General features: G+C 35.1%; 27 protein-coding genes and 1 pseudogene. 5 read left to right on the top strand and 23 right to left on the bottom strand.

Going from position 1 to position 22,203, the window contains the following annotated elements; translation table 11 throughout:
- Positions 1-39: 39 nt before the first annotated feature.
- The 3 genes from QM870_RS09815 to QM870_RS09805 form a co-directional block, all read right to left on the bottom strand.
- Positions 40-651 (bottom strand): Fic/DOC family protein, encoded by a 612-nt coding sequence (locus QM870_RS09815; RefSeq protein WP_342986651.1) that lies wholly within the window; start codon positions 649-651, stop codon positions 40-42.
- Positions 651-827 (bottom strand): hypothetical protein, encoded by a 177-nt coding sequence (locus QM870_RS09810; protein ID WP_003017298.1) that lies wholly within the window; start codon positions 825-827, stop codon positions 651-653. The genes QM870_RS09815 and QM870_RS09810 overlap by 1 nt, the downstream gene beginning before the upstream one ends.
- A gap of 119 nt (positions 828-946) precedes the next feature.
- Positions 947-1,966, bottom strand: coding sequence for a DNA/RNA non-specific endonuclease (locus tag QM870_RS09805; RefSeq protein ID WP_049472775.1), 1,020 nt, complete (start codon positions 1,964-1,966; stop codon positions 947-949).
- A gap of 353 nt (positions 1,967-2,319) precedes the next feature.
- Here QM870_RS09805 and QM870_RS09800 point away from each other — a divergent pair, with 353 nt between their 5' ends.
- Together QM870_RS09800 and QM870_RS09795 are read left to right on the top strand one after the other, a co-directional pair.
- On the top strand, positions 2,320-3,207 hold the full coding sequence (locus QM870_RS09800) for a helix-turn-helix domain-containing protein (protein WP_254727684.1): 888 nt from the start codon (positions 2,320-2,322) through the stop codon (positions 3,205-3,207).
- Between the two features lie 4 nt (positions 3,208-3,211).
- Positions 3,212-3,997, top strand: coding sequence for a CPBP family intramembrane glutamic endopeptidase (locus tag QM870_RS09795; protein WP_414369442.1), 786 nt, complete (start codon positions 3,212-3,214; stop codon positions 3,995-3,997).
- Between the two features lie 279 nt (positions 3,998-4,276).
- On the opposite strand, the gene QM870_RS09790 is transcribed toward QM870_RS09795, so the two are convergent.
- From QM870_RS09790 to relB, 6 genes are all read right to left on the bottom strand, one after another.
- Positions 4,277-4,717 (bottom strand): GNAT family N-acetyltransferase, encoded by a 441-nt coding sequence (locus QM870_RS09790; RefSeq protein WP_414369440.1) that lies wholly within the window; start codon positions 4,715-4,717, stop codon positions 4,277-4,279.
- An 18-nt stretch (positions 4,718-4,735) separates the two neighbouring features.
- A complete protein-coding gene (locus QM870_RS09785; protein ID WP_414369439.1) occupies positions 4,736-5,173 on the bottom strand; it encodes a hypothetical protein in 438 nt (145 codons plus the stop codon).
- Positions 5,157-5,840, bottom strand: a complete 684-nt coding sequence (locus QM870_RS09780; RefSeq protein WP_414369438.1) for a DUF443 domain-containing protein — start codon at positions 5,838-5,840, stop codon at positions 5,157-5,159. The genes QM870_RS09785 and QM870_RS09780 overlap by 17 nt, the downstream gene beginning before the upstream one ends.
- A gap of 166 nt (positions 5,841-6,006) precedes the next feature.
- A complete protein-coding gene (locus QM870_RS09775) occupies positions 6,007-6,669 on the bottom strand; it encodes a hypothetical protein (protein WP_414369437.1) in 663 nt (220 codons plus the stop codon).
- 40 nt (positions 6,670-6,709) lie between these two features.
- Positions 6,710-7,048 carry a type II toxin-antitoxin system RelE/ParE family toxin gene (locus QM870_RS09770; protein WP_414369436.1) on the bottom strand — a complete coding sequence of 113 codons (339 nt, stop codon included), beginning with the start codon at positions 7,046-7,048 and terminating at the stop codon, positions 6,710-6,712.
- On the bottom strand, positions 7,041-7,334 hold the full coding sequence (gene relB / locus QM870_RS09765) for a type II toxin-antitoxin system RelB/ParD family antitoxin (RefSeq protein WP_414369435.1): 294 nt from the start codon (positions 7,332-7,334) through the stop codon (positions 7,041-7,043). The genes QM870_RS09770 and relB overlap by 8 nt, the downstream gene beginning before the upstream one ends.
- Before the next feature lie 389 nt (positions 7,335-7,723).
- Here relB and QM870_RS09760 point away from each other — a divergent pair, with 389 nt between their 5' ends.
- From QM870_RS09760 to QM870_RS09750, 3 genes are read left to right on the top strand one after another with little or no spacing between them, the layout of a single operon-like run.
- Positions 7,724-8,527: a MerR family transcriptional regulator gene (locus QM870_RS09760; protein WP_414369433.1), complete on the top strand. Its 804-nt coding sequence runs from the start codon at positions 7,724-7,726 to the stop codon at positions 8,525-8,527.
- Positions 8,524-9,339 (top strand): ABC transporter ATP-binding protein, encoded by an 816-nt coding sequence (locus QM870_RS09755; protein WP_340280580.1) that lies wholly within the window; start codon positions 8,524-8,526, stop codon positions 9,337-9,339. Before QM870_RS09760 ends, QM870_RS09755 begins: the two co-directional genes overlap by 4 nt.
- Positions 9,336-10,052: an ABC transporter permease gene (locus QM870_RS09750; RefSeq protein ID WP_340280578.1), complete on the top strand. Its 717-nt coding sequence runs from the start codon at positions 9,336-9,338 to the stop codon at positions 10,050-10,052. Before QM870_RS09755 ends, QM870_RS09750 begins: the two co-directional genes overlap by 4 nt.
- A gap of 104 nt (positions 10,053-10,156) precedes the next feature.
- On the opposite strand, the gene QM870_RS09745 is transcribed toward QM870_RS09750, so the two are convergent.
- From QM870_RS09745 to aac(6'), 14 genes and pseudogenes are all read right to left on the bottom strand, one after another.
- Positions 10,157-11,011: an ADP-ribosylglycohydrolase family protein gene (locus QM870_RS09745; RefSeq protein ID WP_414369431.1), complete on the bottom strand. Its 855-nt coding sequence runs from the start codon at positions 11,009-11,011 to the stop codon at positions 10,157-10,159.
- A 21-nt stretch (positions 11,012-11,032) separates the two neighbouring features.
- Positions 11,033-11,818, bottom strand: a complete 786-nt coding sequence (locus QM870_RS09740; RefSeq protein ID WP_414369429.1) for an alpha/beta fold hydrolase — start codon at positions 11,816-11,818, stop codon at positions 11,033-11,035.
- 131 nt (positions 11,819-11,949) lie between these two features.
- On the bottom strand, positions 11,950-12,828 hold the full coding sequence (locus QM870_RS09735; protein WP_414369457.1) for an aminoglycoside phosphotransferase family protein: 879 nt from the start codon (positions 12,826-12,828) through the stop codon (positions 11,950-11,952).
- A gap of 106 nt (positions 12,829-12,934) precedes the next feature.
- A complete protein-coding gene (locus tag QM870_RS09730) occupies positions 12,935-13,543 on the bottom strand; it encodes a Type 1 glutamine amidotransferase-like domain-containing protein (RefSeq protein ID WP_414369427.1) in 609 nt (202 codons plus the stop codon).
- Between the two features lie 176 nt (positions 13,544-13,719).
- Entirely contained in the window at positions 13,720-14,763 is a 1,044-nt protein-coding gene (locus QM870_RS09725) for a DMT family transporter (RefSeq protein WP_414369426.1), read from the bottom strand.
- A 304-nt stretch (positions 14,764-15,067) separates the two neighbouring features.
- Positions 15,068-15,388, bottom strand: a complete 321-nt coding sequence (locus tag QM870_RS09720; RefSeq protein ID WP_414369424.1) for a TfoX/Sxy family protein — start codon at positions 15,386-15,388, stop codon at positions 15,068-15,070.
- Positions 15,389-15,409: 21 nt separating this feature from the next.
- Positions 15,410-15,550: pseudogene (locus QM870_RS10240) on the bottom strand (VOC family protein); the annotation flags it as partial.
- A gap of 118 nt (positions 15,551-15,668) precedes the next feature.
- Positions 15,669-16,160, bottom strand: a complete 492-nt coding sequence (locus QM870_RS09715) for a phosphoribosylanthranilate isomerase (protein WP_414369422.1) — start codon at positions 16,158-16,160, stop codon at positions 15,669-15,671.
- A 323-nt stretch (positions 16,161-16,483) separates the two neighbouring features.
- The gene (locus tag QM870_RS09710; RefSeq protein WP_414369420.1) at positions 16,484-18,166 is read right to left on the bottom strand and encodes an ABC transporter ATP-binding protein; all 1,683 of its coding nucleotides are present in this window, start codon (positions 18,164-18,166) and stop codon (positions 16,484-16,486) included.
- A 2-nt stretch (positions 18,167-18,168) separates the two neighbouring features.
- Positions 18,169-18,906 carry an ABC transporter ATP-binding protein gene (locus QM870_RS09705; RefSeq protein ID WP_214252825.1) on the bottom strand — a complete coding sequence of 246 codons (738 nt, stop codon included), beginning with the start codon at positions 18,904-18,906 and terminating at the stop codon, positions 18,169-18,171.
- A gap of 135 nt (positions 18,907-19,041) precedes the next feature.
- Positions 19,042-19,782: an ABC transporter permease gene (locus QM870_RS09700; protein ID WP_049546201.1), complete on the bottom strand. Its 741-nt coding sequence runs from the start codon at positions 19,780-19,782 to the stop codon at positions 19,042-19,044.
- Positions 19,783-20,057: 275 nt separating this feature from the next.
- The gene (locus QM870_RS09695; protein WP_048763849.1) at positions 20,058-20,687 is read right to left on the bottom strand and encodes a TetR/AcrR family transcriptional regulator; all 630 of its coding nucleotides are present in this window, start codon (positions 20,685-20,687) and stop codon (positions 20,058-20,060) included.
- A 168-nt stretch (positions 20,688-20,855) separates the two neighbouring features.
- Entirely contained in the window at positions 20,856-21,464 is a 609-nt protein-coding gene (locus QM870_RS09690; RefSeq protein WP_070465751.1) for a Type 1 glutamine amidotransferase-like domain-containing protein, read from the bottom strand.
- A gap of 47 nt (positions 21,465-21,511) precedes the next feature.
- Positions 21,512-21,940 carry an aminoglycoside 6'-N-acetyltransferase gene (aac(6'), locus tag QM870_RS09685; RefSeq protein WP_002912789.1) on the bottom strand — a complete coding sequence of 143 codons (429 nt, stop codon included), beginning with the start codon at positions 21,938-21,940 and terminating at the stop codon, positions 21,512-21,514.
- Positions 21,941-22,203 lie beyond the last annotated feature (263 nt).

Below are 22,203 nucleotides of genomic sequence, written 5' to 3'. Positions count from 1 at the left end.
ATCACTTTATACTGTTTCCTACTAAAATATACTACAGATCTATATTTCTGTTAATAGTTTATTGAACAGTTGTTCGAGCTTACTAGTATCTCCATAAACTGTTCCATCCATATATAAGTGATAGATATCATCATCTAAACCAATTGAAATTTCACATTCATAGCCTTTCATCAAAGCTAAAGAACGGATAACTTCTCGTTGAGTACGACCATTTCCTTCTCGAAATGGGTGAAAATAATTTAGATTATCTAATATCTCAGCTAAACTTTTACAAATCTCAATTTTATTATTTGCGTTCAGTAAATAGTTTGAAAGCAAAGTATTTAAAAATTTTTCTGCCATATCAAAAGACTGAACTGGCATAAAAGCATTTCCACTTTTAGAGATATTTACTTGACGGTATTGACCTGCCCAAGTATACATTCCTTCAAAAAGAAACTTATGAATCTTTAAAATATCTGAAACAGTATTTACTTCAATTGGATTAATAAACAGTTTTAAACTTTGACTTGCTACTAAACGATATTCTAATTCTCGTGCTTTATTATCATTTTTCTCATTAAATTTATTTATGAGAACAGATGAATGGGGATAGGTGTATAAATTATCAGGGTCTATATAATCATACCCTTCATATATTTTTCTGACCATTATCCAACTCCTAATGCAACTGCCTCTTCTCTCAGTCGCTCCACGTCTTCTACCGTGGGATGCCATCCTTCAATCATATTGGTGCTCAGAGCAAACCAGACACTCTTAAAAACCTTTTTGTTGTCAAAAATCACACCCATAATCATCATTTTTTCTTTATCTACATCTAAGGTCATATTCTACCTCCGTCCTATTATTATAGCATATTTTAAATCATTTTAGTTCTCCTATTTAGTACTTACCCTACACAAAAAGCCCAGCAAATGGGCTTTCTCATTATCAAAATAACTGATCTTCATTCCTTACTTGTATGCCGCTTTCCAAGACTTAGCGCTTGCTCTTCTGACATCTGAACCACCTTAGAAAAATTAGTATTGCGAGGCATACTGTCCAAAGAGTACCAATAAACATCCGCACTCCCATTTCTGGCTACATAAACTACTGGAGCCAGTTGACGAGTTGGTGCTACAGGTTCGACAGGTTGGACTGGCTGAGCTGGTTCTACTGCTTGACTCGGTTGAGGGGCTTGACTTGGTTGCGTCTCTACAGAAGGGCTGGCTGGTTGTGGTTGGCTACTTGGTTCTGTCGGCACTAAAGATGGCTTGGCAGTCCCCTTCAGATAGTCAATGGTCGCATTCTTAGAGTAGTTGTCCAAGGTCACGGTGGTGATCCCATAAGCATCTACCGACTCTTTGGGACTACTTAGATGGATAGGTAAAAGGTTGCCATCTCGATCAATTCCTACATATTGCAAGGTCACCTGCCGAGGAATTAATTCATCACCAGTATAGACCGGGGTCACCTTGTAGTCTAACCAGTAATTTGGGTGGGTGGCCAGCCAGCTATCGAGTCGTTTCTCGTAGTAGAGCATGCCCTCCACATTACTATCCGCTGTCCCTTTATAATTCCCCGTATTGGTCCAGGCAGTTAGAGGAACCAGATTTTTCCCTTCATTGGTCAATCCACTAAACTGATAGCCGATCAAATGCCCTCTATGGAACAACCAGGCCTTCTTTCCTTTATTTCCATAAGCAATCTTATAATTGTGCCAGCCAACCGGATTATAGTTGAGACGTGGTTCTCTTTTTTTCTTTGGCTCATCCTTGTCCTGCAGCTGAATATGTGCCGAAGTCGCCCGACTTAAATGATCAAAATCCCCCAGTACAAGCTGCTTATTGCCATTAAAAGGCAGTAGATGAAGACTCTGGTAATCCAGTCCAGTTTGCTGGGCTTGAGCCCCTTGAACAAAAGCAAAGGATATAAAAACCGAGACGATCGCAACAATAACATTTTTCAAAAACCGTTTTGTAACCATGATTGAAACTCCCACATTTCTATCTAGTGATATTATAGCAGAAAAAAGAGGTTACAGAACAAATAACTTTTTAGAAACTATTTTATGCTATTTTTTATTACTTCCAGACTTTCTGGAATTTCAAAATATTAATTTTAATTGTATTCATCATTCCATTTGAATGTATGGTAAAATAACTAAAATAATGCTAAAAATCAACGTTAAAACGATAAATGCCACGCAAAGTAGCAAAAATAATGAGAATGCAACCTCTACTTGCTTGTGCTGTAATCATCGTTTATTCTATACTAAAATCAGTCATATTGCTACTTTATGACAAATTACATCATAGAATATAGAGGAGGTCATACAACATGACATTTGCTGAAAAATTAAAATCCATACGTAAACAAGTAGGTATGTCACAAGAAATTTTAGCTGAAAAAATCGGTGTATCAAGACAGGCTGTAACAAAGTGGGAAACAGGTGCTGGAATTCCAGATATCGAAAATATGATATCCATCTCAAACCTATTTAACATCTCTATAGATGAGCTAATCTGTAATGAAAGAACTAGTCTCAAAACAAGCGAATATCTTTTTGAGAGTATCACAGAGTATGATATCGATAAGATCAAGAGCTATGATATGAAATTTGGAGGCGCAGAAAAGTTTGTATTGTCCGGATACAAGGGAGAAAAAATTCGAGTTCGTCTGGTATCCAATCTTCTTTCTACACTTCAAAATGATTTTAAAGTAAAAATTGATGATAGTAGAAAAAGAATTGACCTAGATGTAAAACGTTATAATGGTGTAACAGAGGCAACGGCTAAAGAAACGGTCAGTATCTTTGTGCAAATCCCAACTCCTTATATTAGTCACATTGAATGTGCGGTTCGTGCAGAGTCTGTAGAAATTCACTCCCTAGAATGTGACAATATCGAACTTGACGTTAAGACATCTCGTATTACCCTAGAAGATATTTCAGGTAAAGTAAAAATAAACTGTAATCTTGATATGGAAGTATTATGTCATTCATTAAACGGTGAAGTTGAAATTAACCAGATTTCAGCAACGTCCAGAATTCGTATTCCTGAAAACAGCCTATTTACTGCTGTCACCAAAGGAATTGGTACAAACATTTATTATGAAAAAAATGGACAAAAAACTAAACCATTCGATTCACCCGATTCAGATAATATAATTGAATTAAATGGTATTAAGAGTGAACTGGTTATCTATACAGCTGAAGAAAGAGGGTAACTAAATGAATGTAAATTATTTAAAAAGATACATCATCAGTTCTTATGTACTTGTTTGGGCACTCATTATTTTCGTAGCAGCTCCTGCAAGTTTAGTATTTAAGGTTCCACCAGTTATCATGTGGATTGTACGAAATATCGTCGCGTGGTCTCCATCATACCTACTTTTATTTGGATGGATGTATTTCAGGACTGATGAGAAAAGAACAACTTTCCTTAAGCGGTGTTTCTCTGCTAAAGTGTCGTTACTCCCACTTCTATCTTCATTTGGTCTTACATTTGGGCTCAGTATTTTATCACTCTTCATCTACTCACTTATGACCCAAAAAACAATGCTCTCCTACATCAATCTAGGAACCGTATCATTGCCACTAAGTATATTCTTATCATTTACATCAGGTCCGACTGGTGAAGAATTAGGGTGGCGTGGTTATATGAGAGAAGAATTTAATAAAAAGTATCATTTTTTAAAATCCTCTATTTACCAAGGCCTAGTCTGGTGTTTCTGGCATACACTTCTGTGGGTTGTAGATTCAAAATTTACGGACTGGCGGGCCGTTCCTTATATTATTTCTAATATAGTTGTGATTACATCTATTACTATTTGTATGAATATTATTTTGGAAAAATATAATAATCTGATTTATTCTATTTTCATGCATTTTGGCTTTAATATCGTTTATGTATTTTTGGATGCTGATATCGGATTTTTTATCATTTTGACCTTGCTATACCTACTTATCACACCGATTGCAATTCATATACGAAATAAAACTGTGGAGAGATTATAGTGGGAAAATCCCTCCATTAACCGTACAAAATTTCGACTTCGAAGGTCCTCCTACAACTGTTTGTTTAACTTGTTTCAAACATGAATCAGAGTGATAGATTGTAAAATCATATAAAAAGAACACCAACAAAAATCATCTGTTGGTGTTCTCTTCATATTTAGATTTCGGAAAAAACTCTTGTCCATGTATCAGTGGCTACCCTTTATCTCTATTTTTCATGAACATTGTTTTATAAACAGCAGATTACAGTCTTAATCTATGTGGAGATACACAGCTTTCCTAAATCAACTTATATTCATACCACTCTTCATCTACTTTCTGAAATCCCAAAGCCAAAAACATTCTTTGACTTTGAGTATTAAAAGGATAAATTTGAGCAGTTACCTTAACCATTTCTTTCTCTTTGGCCATCTGTATCATTTCAGAAATACACCGTCTTCCGATCTGTAAATTCTGATACTCTTTGCTGATCACTATAGAAAGCTCTGAATGATCTTGAAGAGTCACATCTCCAACTAACACTCCCTCATATTGGATATAAAAGCAAGAACCATGTGAAGTTAGATAATCATACATTTTATGAAGTTTTGTTAGATTGTAAATCTGATCAGTATTATCCACTTGTTTGCAAATCTCACTATCTTGATACCAAAGAAGGGAGATGTCATCATTCCTATAATAAGGAATAAGCGTTATCTGATCGTCTACTATTCTATTCATCCTTATTTTTCCTTATTTCTATTTAGACGCTTCTTCCGATACTTCAATATTCCCTATCACCCAATTGGATATCTTTTTGCCTTTGTCTTTATAAGGGTTGGGAGGAAACAAGGTGAAAGGGGGGATGCTGGCATCTGGGAAGAATAGTTCTACGCTTATCGTTCGCTCGCGATTATGATCGACGTAAGCTGTAAAATAGATATGGTAATGTCCACTCACATCACCACCATTATCATACTCACCTCTAGCAGTATTTGGTAAGAGCGTAACAGATTTTATGTCTTGCTTTTCCTGAGCTAAGTGTGCGATGATTTCACTTTTAATAGCAGCCTCATGATTTCTGACGAAATTCCCATCATCACTATATCCAGGATGCTCACTAAGAGAATCGAAAACAATAACCATCAGAAAAGGGAGAGAAATTAAAAAAATAATCAGCTTATTTGATTTTAACATGGGGGTCCTCATTCATTTTATCTTTTGACAACTCATCAATTTTAATCAAAGACAGCGTTTTATAGTACGCTGGGATTTGTGGCATTCTCATAAACACAAAACCAAACCACGATATAATACCATTCACAATCAATAATGCTCCTTCAGTTCCATTACTAGTTCCGATAAAAAAACTCAAACAAACAATATTAGCTATTACCGTGATATACCAATCGATCATTCGTTTCCCTTTTGGTTCAAAAACAAGACGATAGTATTTACTATCTTTAGGAATTCTCGAGTCAAATGTCCGTTTGGCACGTTTTCCATACCAAACGGCCATTAGATAAGATAAAAGCATTGAGAACGCAAAGATTCCTAATTTCAAAATAATTTTTTGACTGACTCCCCAGCTGATAAACGCTTTTTTCATGAACCTGTAAGAAATACCGACCAGTGGTTGAACCATTATAGCTACTGTTGATGTTCCTAACCGAGTTTTAGATTTTATTTCAAAACTATCATTGGAAGGAGATAACTCAACCATATTCGCAGTAACTTTCTTAGGAAGCCAACCCAAGAAATAGGATTTTCCTTTTATCGAAGTAGAATCTAAAATGAATTTTTTGTTGTCATACTCAACGATTCTAAAAACTGCTATATTCGAATATTTAAATTTTAAATCCATTTTTATCTTTCTAAACTTATCAGAGTCAAATTACCCTTGAGTTAAAAAATTTATTCGATTTCACGAATACCTTCAAATGTGACAATTCCAATTTTATAATGCATCCGATAATACTGCAGACATTTCAACTCGGCGATTACTCTTTTCAATTTCGTTCATGGAAACCTCATTCTTTTTCAAAAATAACACTACTAATTTGCACAATCTTTTGATTAGATTTTAGTTGAATAGTTACTCTATATATAGTTGAGCTAGAATGATTTACTAATACTATACATGTTGTTTCCTCTGGTAAATCATATTTGCTTTTTAGATGTTTATAGAGGTCAGAGTTATTTTCTGGCTGATATACAATCTCACGAAGTTCTGTTTCTGCACTCTTAAAGGTCTCCTTTACATCTAAAGAAGTAAAGAAATCTCTTTGTACCACTAAATTAAGAATTTCTTCATCATATAAAGGAGTTACCTCCGACCCATAATTTAACTTCCCATTAGAATATGTAACCGGAACAGTTTTGTTATCCTCGCCAAGTGTTATTGTATAATCACCTTTAATATCAGATTGAGTGATATCTAAATCTACTTCGTATTTTTTTACTTCATCTTGATTTTTTATATAAACTCTACTAGTGTATACCTTTAATCCTGTAAACTCCTTCTTATCTTGCTCCAAAAATTTAAACAAAGGTTCAAACGTTTTTTCAAATTCGTACTGTTCCTTTGTTCTGTTTTTGGGAATGGTTTCACCACCAAATCCATTAAGGAATGCTAAAGTATACAGAGCAATTCCTACAAACATTATCCATAAAAGCCATTTAAATTTTTTCATATTTCCTTATTACTCTCTTTTAAACACAAAGTCCTTCAATCTACTTATAAAAAATCTTGACCAAATCCTGCTTTGCACTGAGGATACGAGCAACATACACTGTATGCTTCTCCATATAATAAAATGCGAGATAGTTCTCTATTGGTATATAACGATAGGGTTTCCCATCATTCGTCATCTCACCATACCCCCGGCTTGATACCAGAGGACAGGCTTCTGGAAACAGTTCTAGGGTCTCAAGAGCACTCAATAGCAAATCGACTTTGCCGTCTGCAGCTTGCTGGCTATAAAAATTCACAAGAATATAGTCGTGAATGTCACGCAAGTCCTGCTTAGCACGATCTGAAAGAAAGACCTGATAACGTTTCAACTTAGTCAAGACCAAATTCCTTTCTCACATCGGCTACAGAAGTAACTTTCCCTTGAGCGATTTCCTGGTGCCCCACTAAAATCTCCTTCTTCAAATCCTCAAAGGCTACTTGATACTGTTTGTCCTTCAAATCACTCGAAACAAATTCTCTTGGATCCACAGTCCCGTTGGCAATTTTTCGAAGTGCTGCATTTAGGACATCTGACACAGAAATTTTTTCATCTGCAAGTAGCTCTTTTGTTTTCTGGTAAAACATCGCATCTGCTCGAAAATTCACTGCTTTCGTGTTTGCCATTTCCACCTCTCCTTTGTACATACAATTTGTATATACATTCTACCATACGAAAGAGAAAGTATTCAAGTGAAAGCTGAGTTCATAACTGGTGATAAATATTTTTTGACAGAAAAAGGTGATAGATTGTTCTGTCTATCACCTTGTGTTTTCTATTGATTATCTTGTACTTGTGCTTTGCTTTTCTAAATCATGACACATACAGATCCATAATATTCTAAAGGGTCGGAATTACGTCAATATTTAGGACTTATTATGTCACATGCTTCTTTTTTCTCTGAAGTCTCTTTCTTTTCTCGAAAATGAAAAAGTTTTTGTCAAGGAAATTTTTTAAAAATAATCTTGTTCATGACGTTACGTAACGATGTATAATAGGTATGAGGAGGTGGGTAATGATGGCTAAATATAGAGCAATTCCGGAAGGATTTATGACAGTTGGGGAACTTGCTAAGAAAATGGGCGTTACCATCCGTACTCTACAATATTACGATAAAGAGGGGCTACTTTCCCCATCGGCAGAAAGTGAGGGAGGTCGCAGGCTTTATACCGATAAAGATATAGTGCTACTCCATCAGATTCTATCATTAAAATCACTAGGCTTTTCTCTCAAGGATATAAAGAGCCTTTTGATCTCTTTAAAAACACCTGATGATGTTGCTAAGGCTCTTACAGAGCAGGCAGATGTTCTTCGTAAAAATATAGAACAACTTAAGAATTCTTTGATCGCAATAGAGCAGTTAAAGGCAGAAGTTTTGCAAATACAAATGGTCAATTTTAAGAAGTATGCAGATATTATCGTCAATCTACAGATGAAGAATGACTCCTACTCTCTCATTAAGCGCTTTGATGATGATACGCTCGACCAGATACGCAGTCGATTTGACAAGAAAAGCGGACAAGATTTTATGGATAGGTTGAACCGCCTAAGTGATCAAATCGTGGAGCTTCAAAAAGAAAACGTGCCAGCTGAAAGCGAACAATGCCAACAGGTTGTGCAAGAATACTGGAGCTTGATTATGGAGTTTACAAATGGTGATATGAGCATGCTTCCGAAGTTAATGGAGGTCGGGAATATCGGCATCGCTACAAACGCTTGGGAAGAAAAGCAAAAAATCGTTAATGATTATTTAGGACCTGCTTTACAAGTCTATTTTTCAAGACTTGAAATCAATCCCCTTGAGGAGGTAGAACCATGAAAGACGCAATAGAAGTTTCTGGATTAAAGAAAAGTTATGGTAGCAATATGGTTCTTAGAGGTCTCAATTTTCAAATCAAACAAGGAGAAATCTTTGCTCTGCTCGGAGTGAACGGAGCTGGTAAAACAACCACGCTTGAATGTATCGAAGGTCTGAGAAAATATGATGAAGGCACTATAATTGTAAACGGGAAAACCGGAATTCAACTACAGTCCTCCTCTCTACCCATCCACATCAAACCGATGGAAGCCATAAAGCTCTTTGCAAAATGGAATCATACATACATTGATGATGCTATGCTAAAGGCCCTTGGCATAAAAGAAATGAAGGAGTCGCAATACATAGAATTATCCACCGGTCAAAAAAGAAGATTACATCTTGCTCTTGCACTTATCAGTAATCCGGATATTATTTTTCTCGATGAACCGACAGCGGGACTTGATGTTGAAGGAAGACTATCCCTCCATGAACAAATCCGAAAGCTCAAATCACAGGGCAAGACAATTGTTTTGGCAAGCCACGATATGGCCGAAGTTGAAACCTTATGTGACCGCATTGCTATTTTGAATAGTGGAAAGATTGTCTTTTGTGGTACTCCTTCAGAACTGACAGACAGGTTGGGAAGAAAATATTTCATCCATTTAAAGACCCAGGACGGAGAGGAATCTTTTGAAACAGGTACGATCGAGGACACTTTGATTTCATTATTGGAAGAATGCAAAGAGAAAAATATCCAGGTATTGGATATTAAGGTTGATCGTGGTACACTGGAGCAGCATTTCATCGAAATGGCAAGGAGGGGATCGGAATGAATGGATTCTTATATAGCCTAGCATTACAGTGGAAATTGGACATACGAAGTAAGTCTCTCTTGGTTACTTACTATATTGTACCGCTTATTTTCTTTCTTCTCATGGGTGGTATTTTTACTTCCGTTATGCCTGAAATGGGTAGTACACTCATACAGTCAATGATTGTCATGAGTGTTTCCATGGGGGCCTTTCTCGGCTTACCGCCTTCCTTGATTGAAACATACGGAAGCGACATAAAAAAGATTTATAAAGCAAATGGTGTGCCTATTCACTTAGGATTGGTGACCATGGTTCTCTCTGCCTTTGTTCATTTGATAATGACTTGCATAGTGATCCTACTACTTGCTCCAATTTTATTTAAAGCAAGTCTACCGAATCAACTTCCCCTATTCTTTCTCGCACTGGCAATCTACATTTTCGTATCGTTAAGTATCGGAAGTATACTGGGCCTTACTGTAAAAAATCAAGCAAAGCTTACCATGATAGCGCAACTTGTCTTTTTACCCTCAATTATGCTCTCAGGAATCATGTTTCCTAGCATCTTACTACCTGATTTTCTTCAAGCAATCGGGCGTCTTTTCCCCGCTTCTTGGGGATACCGCTTGATGCTAGATCATGGTTTTGGTCTTGAAAATCTTTGGTATCTGATTCTTGTATCCTGTATATCAGTAATGACTTGTATCCTCCTCTTGAATCAGCAAAAATCTAACTAGGTGCCTGAATAAATCCATAGCAACATTAACTTTTAAGCAAAAGCGACGAGATTGTTACTTATCTCGTCGCTTTAGTGTTTTTGGTTGTCTTTATCTAATCTCTGTTATGTTATTGAAACTTCTTGCTCCCATCGGCTAAGCACATTTTTTAAAGGCTCATCTAGATAGGTATAGACCTTATCCTTAATCCAGTCAGGGATTCCATAAGCTGCTTCTGCTATACTCCCTGTGATGGCAGCAAGAGTATCACTGTCCCCGCCAAGAGAGATGGCATTTCGAATTGCATCTTCAAAATCTGTACTTTCAAGAAAAGCAATGATGGCTTGAGGTACCGTATCCTGACAGGTTGCGTTGAAATGATAGTTAGGACGAATGTCATCGAGTGATTGAGAAAGGTTATATCCGTACTCTTTCTCTATGTATTCCCTGATGCGTCTCTTACATTCTGCCGGATCATCATTGATTGGTTGCTCGTAGTCGCCACAGTAACCTCCAAAGTAATAACGACACATAAAGATAGCATCAGACGTCGCCATAGCTCCTTTGATACCCTCTGGATGGTTATGAGTCACCTCTGCAGAAATTCTCGCAAGATTTCTACTAGATGGCCAAGTACCTGTTCTTGCACAGAAACCACAATCCATCACCCAAGCACAAGGAGAAACACGCATGGCAGAGCCATTGCCAAAGCTATTATAAGGGGAACAATCATTGCTTTGAATCCATGTATTAAATCTATGCCCGTACCCAGCATCGGGATACATTCTGCCATATTTCTTCATGGCATCAATAAAGTCATCTTTCTGACCACCGTTCATGATGGCTTCAGCAACAGCACAGGTCATAACAGTGTCATCTGTGAAAAAACAATCCTCACGAAATAATGGAAAGTCTTTCGTTTTAATATTGCTCCATTCGTAAACAGAACCTACAATGTCTCCTACTATTGCTCCTAGCATAAGATTCCTCCTTACAGCATATCAGATTTCCAATGGGTCACTCTTTAAAAATGGTACCACCAAATCAATCCACTCTTGAGGCAGGTAAGCTGATAGATAGCCATGGTTATAGCCCTTTGCTTCATACAGGATCGTGTTGGGATGTAGCTGCTGAAATAATTTCGCCGATGCTTTCACACATTTCAATTCTTTTTCACCATAGATATAGAGTACCTGAGCCTTGCTAGCAGAAATTTTGTCCTTGAGCCTGTATCGCCCCATATAGGTTTTGTAAATTGTCACCAATGTTTTGATAGGTGTCCTTGGCAAATCCTTCAAATAATAAGCTTTTATCTCCTCTGGATAAGCCAGTTTAGGATAGAGTTTGTCCATCATGCTTAATTGAAGTTTGCAAGAAAATTTACTGAACATCAGTTTACCAAATAGAACTACTAGAAAGATGCTGATTTTAGCTAACCTTGGTTGAGGAATACAGAGGCTTCCATCTATAATGGCCTTCTCAGCTATCTCGCTGTCTAATGACAAAAGCTCCATGGCAATTTGACCACCAAGTGAAACACCACCGATCGCAAATAACTTCCCACCACAGTTGGCTTTGACATAGTCTAGGATCTCCAAAGCAGAATCTTCCGTAGAAACATAATCAAGTCGATATTCCTCTCCGTGGCCATTCAAAGTGGGTAGAATAACACGGTATTCTTCTGACAAAATCCGTGCTTGACGAAGATAATTCCACCAAGAACTGCCACCGCCATGTATCAGTAAGATCGAAGGCAAATTCTTATCACCAAATTCATGGAATTTCATATTTAAACTCCTTACTATACCAGTTTAACTTGTATTGATTAAAATCACCCATATTAAAGATAGTCAGATGTGTTTAAATTTGGGCAAATAATCGTGTCATATTTTCCAAAAATGATATTCCAACGTTTACATTATTCAGTCTTCTTCTTGTTCAAGTACCAACTAGGAATGATTTGATTCATATCATCATACCATTCTAAAATTTCCTTAGCTTGATGTTTCATTACTGATATTTCTTCAGCTCCGTAAGGTACAGCCCATGACAGAGCACCAACTATGTTATTTAGAATATAGATAGCGAGAAGCTTCCAAAATAAATCTGGAACCTTACCATCAAAATATCCATCTATCATACCAGACGCAAAAGAGGGAGAGACTTGAGCAGACCATACAATACGATTGAATTCCTCCCAAGGATCTCCCAGATCAAAGCGATCAAAATCAATGACATAAATTTTACGATCTTCACCAATCATGAAATTTCCTATATGATAATCTCCATGTTGGAAAACCTGAGGTCTATCTTTTAACAATTCTCGATTTGCATTTAAAAACTCAATAAAGATCTGACCATTTTCATATTGAACTGGACATTCTTTGTATTTGGAGATTTTGTCATCAATTTTTCGATTATAAAAGACCTCCCAATCATCACGAACTTCTGTAACTAGGAGTGAATGAATTTTTCGAAGGATTCTTCCTGCTTCTACTCCGTAAGTGTATTGTTGTTCTTTTGAAACAGTTAAAATGGTTTCTCGAGCATCTTTCCCATCTATCCATTCATGTAAAGAATGTACTTCGTCATCGCATAGTTCTATGTTAATCGGTTTACACATCGGAACTCCAAGAGAAGCTACTTTCTCCATCATATCAAATTCAAATTTTTTAGAATCTAACTTCTCCTTATCAGAAACACGCAAGAAATATTTTTGCTGATTTTGATCTGTCACACAATATTTTTTATCATCTGACCAGCCTTTATTTATGGCTATCTTACTACTAAAATCCATCAAGCACTCTCCGATACATTTCACAACACTTTTTGCAGTTTTCACTAGTAACCTATCCAGTTCGAAAACACTTTAGTTACCTAGATCCAGATTTACATAATGAAAATTAGTCAATTTTCTCTATGATGTTTCCAAGTTTATCCAATACAAGACAGGAATGGTCATTTAGTGGAATTATGGGAACATCAACAAGTTCTTCAGCTCTATCCTTATTAGCTTTATCATTCCATGAATCATAATGGACACTAATTAAAAACTGACTAAAGACTCCTAATCCATTTTTTATCTTTATCTGATGATCTGAATGATCATTAGGTGAGACATAGACTTTTTCTCCTAATAATAGGGCTCCTGCAGAAAATCCCATAACTTTCGCACCTTTATTCAGCATACGATCGATATAATTTTTGAACTGCTGATTGACGTAAGTAGCTAAATACTTTTCCGTATTTCCACCACCGATGATGATGACATCAGCATCTAGATAGCTACCAAAATTAATCTGCTCAATGTCCAAGAGTAAGTAATCAGTGTTTAGGTTAGAAAAAAGGCTTTGGAAAACTTCCGTGTACTTTTTCATATACGGTTGCCAATTTTCTCGATAAACTGTAAAAATGACAATTCTTTCGATCTTCCTTGATGACACAATTTTATTAACAATCGTATGGTTCTTTATCGGCGGATTTCCACCCATCAAAAAAATTTGTGCTTCCATTTTTTCTTTGTCCTTTCTCAAAAACGAGGCAAAGATGGTACTGCAACTTTTAATCTGTCCATACAAGTTTTACCGATAGCTCTCAGAAACTCTTCGCATCTACCGAATTTCAGAACAAAGGCAGCTCATTCTGATTTCATATCAGACTCTCGTAATAGCCTATCTTTTATTTGCTTTTACCTATCTTTTTCCTCTGCTAGACACTCTAGTTCCTCGATAGAATGACGATGCCTGTGCTTCTCTTCTGTTAGATAATGCTTGTGGACATGCGAATGCCTTACCGTATGCGTGTGGGTACTTCCGCCATGGCTATGCGTGAATGTATGCTGGTGCTCATGGTCATGTTGGCGAATAAACGTATCGACTACAACTAAAGCAGAACCAATGACCATCACGATCAAGGCGATCATATACATCCAGGATAAGGATTCACTTAAAAATACAAAAGCAAGGAGAGCTCCGATCAAGGGATTGACAGCATAATAGGCACTGGTTTTAGCTGCTCCAAGAACATTCTGGGCTCTCACATACATGAAAATGCTGAGTCCGTAGGCTACAAAACCTAAAGCCAAGGCAATGGCGATATAGCCGATTCCTGGAAAGGACTCTCTTTTTATCAGAGCAATGACCAGGGCTCCAAGACCAGAGCATAGGCCTTTTAGCATCACAATTTGATAAGTGCTCTTTGATGATAGTTCTCTAGTACAGTTATTTTCAAGTCCCCAGCAAACGGTAGCCATGATCACCAGCAAAGAACCATAAGAGAAATGAAAGCTGTCTGTTCCTTCAAACGACAGCAAGACGCTTGACAGGGTGATTAGCCCAATAGCTAGCCATAATCTTTTGGTTACAGCTTCTTTAAAGAGAATCAGTGCAATGACCGTCGTCGCCACAATTTCAAAATTCCCGAGAAGCGAGGCATTGGCAGAGGAACCATAGCTGATACCGAGCATCAAAAGAATCGGTGCAGCAATATCGAGAACAATCATTCCGACAATATAGGGAAGTTCTGCTTTTGTCAGGCTCTCAGCTTTCTCCCTGTCCTTCTTATTAAAGAGTGACATCATACCAATACCAATCCCAGCACCGAGATACAGCAATGCTGCCATTGTAGTCGGGCCCACATGCTGCAAAAGAACCTTTGATATTGGTACATTTATGGCATAAAAAACAGCTGCCAGAAAGGCAAACATAATTGCTTTGAGCTTATTTTGCTCCATCAATTTTACTCCTCTATTTCATTATTTCTGGTCATGACCTCTATATCACAGCCCAGATCCAAACCAAAGTATCACTCCATCCAAACAGGAATTCGCTTAGAACTCAAAAGGTTTGGGGAGTTCAAAGCTCCAGTGGAGCTTTGAAACCTCTCGCCTTGAAATATCAAAGCGAGAGGTTTAGCTACGTTTTACCAACAAGCTCATACACTCGACATGCGCAGTCACCGAGAACATATTCACATACTTTTTAACGATCGCATAAGGTTATCGTTAAATGGTATTATCTAGATAAACTGAGATTTTATTATTTCTTTTTCTTTGGTTTTGGTGCAGGTAACTCATCATACATTGAATTAAATAAGCCGGTTAAATATTCTTTGTTGTCAACATCATCTACCAATAGCATTTCCTTTGCACCTTCATACGGCCATTCGTATTCTACATTCGGCATATACGCAATTGCAGATTTGACAGGCTTCACTAAAAATCTATCATCATAAATTCCACCCATGATTTTCCCTCGATAATAAATTATATACTCACCCATCATTGCTCTATATGATATTTCTTCCAACTCGGACAATTGTTCTAAAATGAAATCTAAATATTCTTTACTTGAAGCCATTTTTGCTATCTCCCTTAATTACTAAAATTTCAATAGTCCATTTTCATCAAATTGAAAATTGGGTCCCCAAGAAACTTCCCAATAATATCCATCTAAATCCGAAAAATATGCGTGATATCAACCCCAGAAAAGTACCTGTGGCTCTTTTACAGTTTTTCCACCTGCTTTTCATTACTAATTCTATTACTAGCCAATATAGTATAAATTAAATGACCAATAAAATTGAAGATAAAATAACATAGCAGCCAGTCTTACAACTTACTACTTTTCATATGATAATTTACAAATGTTTTTCCAGCCACTCGATCTTTTTAAAATCCTTATTGTTATTTTGTTCATTTCGATAGGAGTCTTGAGAAGAAGCTTTGTAAATACTTAGATACTGCTCCAGACTTGGAAGACGAAAAGTGATGCCTTCAATGTGAATAAGCTCTATATCCGATTCCGAAACTCCTGCAAAATCAGGTAAGGAATCGATACTTCCAAATTCAACACTCACTCGATCCTTTTTGAATTCATGCTCATGAATATCTATTAAGACGTAGCCTAAGTCTTTCATCACTTTCATTATCTTGTCCCGGTCATAAATTCTGAGATGATCAGGTGCTTCCCAACCTCTAGGGTCACCAGGCACATGAATGTCAATGTCAGAGGGCTCCCAATTTTCTTTCGTTCTAAACTCCAATCCCAAAGACCCCATCAGTGTCGGTGTAATTCCGACTCGATTTAAATGGAAACAAATGGTTTTAAATTCTTCAAATAAGAGACTCATGTATACTCTAAACCTTTCATCTAAATGTTCGTTATTTCTACTTTATTACCTTGAACAAAATCATCTTCATTTTCTAGTATATCCAGTTATTTTGGATACAAATTCTTTTCCTTCTTTTAAGGACCCAAATGTGACTAGATCTTTATAAGAAGGATTTTGATATAATTCCAACATATACATCTCTAGTCCTTCTGATTTTTGAACGATTATCCACATTTCACTAACAAACTCACACACTCAACGTGTGGTGCTAGTAAACTTCTATATTATAGAACGAAAGTGATAGAGTGTTTTCTAAAATTATACTATAAAACGAAAGAGAATTATACACTCAACTCAAACAACTTATAAAACTCACCTCTTCTATACATCAAGTCACTAAAAGAACCATCTTCAACAATGACGCCAGCTTTCATAAAGAGAATTCTATCGTATTTTTTCAAAATGTTTTCATTCAACTTGTGGGTTATTACAAGTGCAGTCAAATTTTGAATATCCAAGATTGAACTTTCAATTTCAGTAGTTACTTGATTATCCAAAGATGAAGTAGCCTCATCCAATAATAAGATTGGTGTTTTTCGAATCAAGGCACGCGCAATACTAAGTCTTTGTTTTTGTCCTCCAGATAGATTTGAACCATTCTCTCCACATAAAGTTTGTAGACCGGATTCATTTTCTAAAACATAACTTTCTAAACCTGACTGCTGTACAGCTTGATTTATTTCCTCATCAGTAAAGGATTGATTAAGAGTAATATTGGCTCTTAAAGTATCATCAAAGATATAAACATCTTGTTGAACAATCGTCATTAAGTTATAAAGGCTCTCTGCTGAAATAGCTTGTATATCTTGATTATCAATTAAAATATGTCCACTTGTTACATCATAAAAACGCAGTAATAGATTGAGCAAAGTTGATTTCCCACTCCCTGACATTCCTACAATTGCAATTTTTTCCCCTTTTTGAATCTTCAAAGATAAATGATTAAAAATTTTTTCTTCAGTATTAGGGTAAGAAAAGTCTATATTTGAAAAAGAAATAACATCATCGAAATATTCTTTCGTTTCACCAGTCTGAAGTCCAGTTACATCTTTTACCTCAAATGCATTAAGTGTTGCTTGCCCTTCACGAAATTTACTCATTCCCATACCAATTTCATTTAGTGGCATTACTACAAAATTGACTAGTTGAACAATAGCTGTCACACTTCCAATTGTGGTATAGCCATTAAATACTAAATACATCCCTCCACCAAAAGCTACCAAAAAAACAATCATCCCTGAAAGCTGGGAAATAACATTTGCTAAAACATCAAATTTTCCTTTTATAAAATATATCTCATCCAAATTTTCACTTTCATGACTATAATCCTCAAAGATAGCATCTTTCACATTAAAACTTTTAATAACCAGAAATCCTGCTAAAATATCTTTAACCTTAGCTAAATACTTCTGATCTGCAACCATAGCACTATTTTGTAAAGAGGCTGATTTTTGTCCAATAAATCCTGAAATCATCATCGGAATAATGCTAGCAATGATTACTAATAAGGTCAAAAACCAATTACCTATAAACATAGCTAGGAGTGAAAAAATCATTAAGGAAAGGTTTTTTGAAATATTAAAATACTGGTGTAGATAATCTTGCTCGATTTTCTTCATATTTTCGGTTAATACAGAAATAAACTTCCCTGATTTTTCTTTAGAAAAGTCTCTATAATCCCTATCTAAAATAGATTGGAAAACCTTGTTTTTATAACTTGACATGATTTGCCTAACAAGTTTATTTCTCAATCGAAGAGATATAAAGTTCAGTCCTGCATAGATGAAAATAACAGTAGCTCCTACTAGTACCGCTTGAGTTAAGGCTTCTTTATTTTGGGACATGCCACTATCAATAATACCTTTAATAGAATAAGCAAAAGCAATATTAGTTAAAGGGACCAGTGTATTAAATATCATGAAAGCATAAAAAGCCTTCTGATGGTTCTTTATCAATTGTTTCATCCTTAATCTACCTCATAATTCTTAATTTCATTTAGAAAATGTGACATAAAATATTCTTCTAAGTCAATATTCTCTCTCCTAATCTCTTTCATAGAGACTTGTTCTACAATTTCTCCATTTTTGATAAAACCAATCTTATCTGCTATCTGTGAAATTTCCGATAATATATGACTCGATATTAGAATTGTAATTCCATGCTCCTTAGAAAGCGACAACAAAAGATTTCGAATTTCTTGAATTCCTATTGGATCTAAACCATTGATTGGCTCATCTAAAATTAACAATTTAGGTTTTGTTAGAAAAGCACGAGCTAAACCAAGTCTTTGCCTCATTCCTAACGAAAAATCTTTTACTTTTTTAGTCGTATTTTTTAATCCGACCATTTTTAAGGCTCTTATTATATCTGATTCAGTAATAGCTTTCCCCATATACTGTGCGTGAATTTCCAAAATTTCTTTTGCAGTGAAGTTTTCGTAAAAACTTGGTGTTTCAATAATACTTCCAACCTGACTTAGTATTTCCTCTCTGTGTTCTTGTAGATTTTTTCCAAAAATTTCAATACTACCTGATGTAATAGTTGATAAGGATAACATACATTTCATTAAAGTTGTTTTCCCTGCACCATTTGGTCCTAAAAAACCATAGATTTCTCCTTCAGCAATTTGAAGGTTGATACCACTTAAAATTTCTTCTTTATCAATTGTTTTAAAAACTTCTTTTATTTCAACAATATTTCTCATTTCTATCTCTCTTTCTATAACCACCTTTAAATGCAAGAATTTTTCTTTAGGAGCATAAATACAAACTTATACAGTCTCTTTCTTTATTGGAATCATAAAGGAATTACCACTTTTCTTCGATTAAACTCAGCAATACTATTTGATACTAATATCTCGTTTTGAAATATTATAAATTGAAAATGAAGTAATCATTAAACTTATGAAACTTGCAAATATCAAAAAGAATAAGTTATCAACAATATTATTAGATAAACTTCCTGAACTTACATTCGAAAGTAATGCTGCTAAGCCAAGTCCTGTAAGCATTGTTATAGCTGTTGAATACTTAATCATACCTAAAACAAATGGTAATAACCCTATTAGTACTGTTCCAAACGTAATTCCAGCTAAGTTCATTAATTGATTACCAACAGGGATATAAGTAGATTCAGTGACAACAGCCATGGATCTAATGAATATTTGAATAACTAAATGGGCAGAAAAATGGGCAATAAATGAAATTAGGATGACTGAAAGAATTTTTCCCCATACTAACTTTATTTTAGAAATAGGGTAAGAAAATAACTGAAAAATTGTTTTTCGTTTAAATTCATCAATAATAATCGTAGATAATAAATAAGATTCAAAAATCAAAAATGCTGATTTTGTAAATAAAGATGAAAATAATGATGCTACAATTGCCCAACCTTCCCATTTGCCAGTAATTCTAATAAGATTAGAATCCTGTCCAGTGAATTCTCCTAGTTTATTGTCAGTACCTAACCCCATAATGATTATTACTGTAATACCTAACACTATAAATATAGTACACAACCAGGCTAAAATTAACTTAGATTTAGAAATTTTATTTAATTCAATTTTAATAAGCGACAACATAGATTATTTCCTCCAAAGTGTAAATAAAGAATAAACTATTCAAACTAATCTCACCAAATATTTAAAAAAAGCTTATTTTACAGACAATGCCACTATACATACTGTCGGTATGTATATGTTAAAAACAAACATACCTACGGTATGTAAAATAGGATTTTAATAACACACATAAAGTATGTTATTTTTTAAGTATCAAAATGTAAAATAGATCGTTCAATTGATAATACATAGATAGAAATTAGTATTAACAAGAATGTCGTGCGACTACATATTTACTATTTTTTTAAGTGATCAAATAAGTTGAAAATCACCTCCATCATTTCATCAGAAATTAACTGTACCCCTAGACCTTCAAAAGTAAGTTTAATGAAATTCATTTTACGCTTTAATTCTACTAATGAAAAAACGGAAATTTGAAAACCAATCCAAATATTTAAAGTTAAAACAATTAAATCTGCTAGCTCTTCTGGATATTCTGTTTTAATAGAGCCATCTTCGACACCTTCGTAAACTTTTTCTCTAATTTCGGGTAAAAAATCAGAAAATAGACCTAGATACTGCTCTCCCAATAAGCGTGGACTTCTTAGCATAATTGAAGCAGAGTAGACGAGCCTTTGGTGTTCAAAGTTAGAGAAAGAATCCATCAAAGAATTTTGTATCTTTTCTAATCCAGTATTTCCTCTCCAATTATAATTTAAAATTTCTTGATTATTTTCGCTAATGATCGTTTGCAAAATATCATATTTAGACTCAAAATGATGATAAATAACACCTTTCGTCAATCCACCTAAGCCATCTATGATATCTTGTATTGACGTATTATCAAATCCTTTTTCTAAAAATAAATCTTTAGAGACCTCTAGTATTTTTTTTCTAGTTTCGTGTGAGTTTCTATTTCTTGCCATTCCAGTCCCTTTCTATCATACCGATGGTATGTAACTTCTATTTTAGTGGACAAAACTAATAATGTCAAGTTCTTTATTGAAATATAACAAAAAGCCTTAATTCAAGGCTTTTCATTATATATTTCGTATACACTTTAGTATCCTAGATCCAGATTTACATAATGAAAATTAGTCAATTTTCTCAATAATGTTTCCAAGTTTATCTAATACAAGACAGGAATGATCATTTAGTGGAATTATGGGAACATTAACGAGTTCTTCAGCTCTATCCTTATTAGCTTTATCATTCCAGGAATCATAATGGACACTAATTAAAAACTGACTAAAGAGTCCTAATCCATTTTTTATCTTTATCTGATGATCTGAATTATCATTAGGTGAGATATAGACCTTTTCTCCTAATAATAGGGCTCCTGCAGAAAATCCCATAACTTTTGCCCCTTTATTCAGCATATGCTTGATATAATTTTTGAACTCTTGATTGACATAAGTAGCTAGATACTTTTCTGTATTTCCACCATCGATGATAATTAGATCAGCATCTAAATAGCTATCAAAATCAACCTGCTCAGAGTCCAAAAGTAAGTAATCAGTGTTTAGATTAGGAAGTTGACTTTGGAAAACTTCCGTGTACTTATTCATATACGGTTCCCAATTTTCTCGATAAACTGTAAAAATAACAAGTCTTCCAATCTTCCTTGATGACACAATTTTATGAACAATCGTATGGTTCTTTATCGGCGGATTTCCACCCATCAAAAAAATTTGTTCGTCCAATCTTTCACACTTCCTAAAGATACATAAATTTTGACCACGTACTGAAATTATAATTTCTTCTTAAAATGAATAATTCTATTTGCCTCCTGAAATCCAATATTGAGATGAAATCTTATAGAATCCGTATTCGTTAAAGTACAGTCACTTGCAAATTCCTTACATCCTTTATTTTTCGCCCATTCCTCACATTTTGTACAGAGATTTTTAGCAATATCCTTTAAACGATATTCCTCGTCGACAATAATCCCTTCTAAGAATCCAACAGGACTATATTTACAACCTTCAACATAATCAAATCTGAGTGAACATAGTGCTAGACCTACAATTGTGTCACCTTCAACTTCAGTAAAGATTGCAGTATTTTTGCCATTCGTATATCTTTTTACTTCATCAATAGCTTCTTTATCGGTTAATTGGGGCCATAATTGTTTCATTAGTTTAGCCGTTTTTATAGAATCTTTTGTTATTCCATCCATATTGATGTTCCTCCGCAAATTACAGGCAAATGTTTCAAATCATGCTGTTACTTTGTTACTCATTGATTGACACCAATACCATCCCCTTCTATTTATCGCTGTCTCAGATTGGAAGAGCAGTGATACTGCCTCAACTTGTGCTGAGAGCTTTCTTCTATACTAATAGACGAAAGGGTGTGAAAATGATTTTTAAATGATACTGTGGAACGGAACAGTAGCCCTAGTATTGACTACTGTCGTTTCTATTCATATTGGCTATTCTA

It is taken from the genome of Streptococcus parasanguinis (assembly GCF_047463195.1).
Lineage (GTDB): Bacteria > Bacillota > Bacilli > Lactobacillales > Streptococcaceae > Streptococcus > Streptococcus parasanguinis_R.
This window is presented reverse-complemented; position numbering and strand designations above follow the sequence as displayed.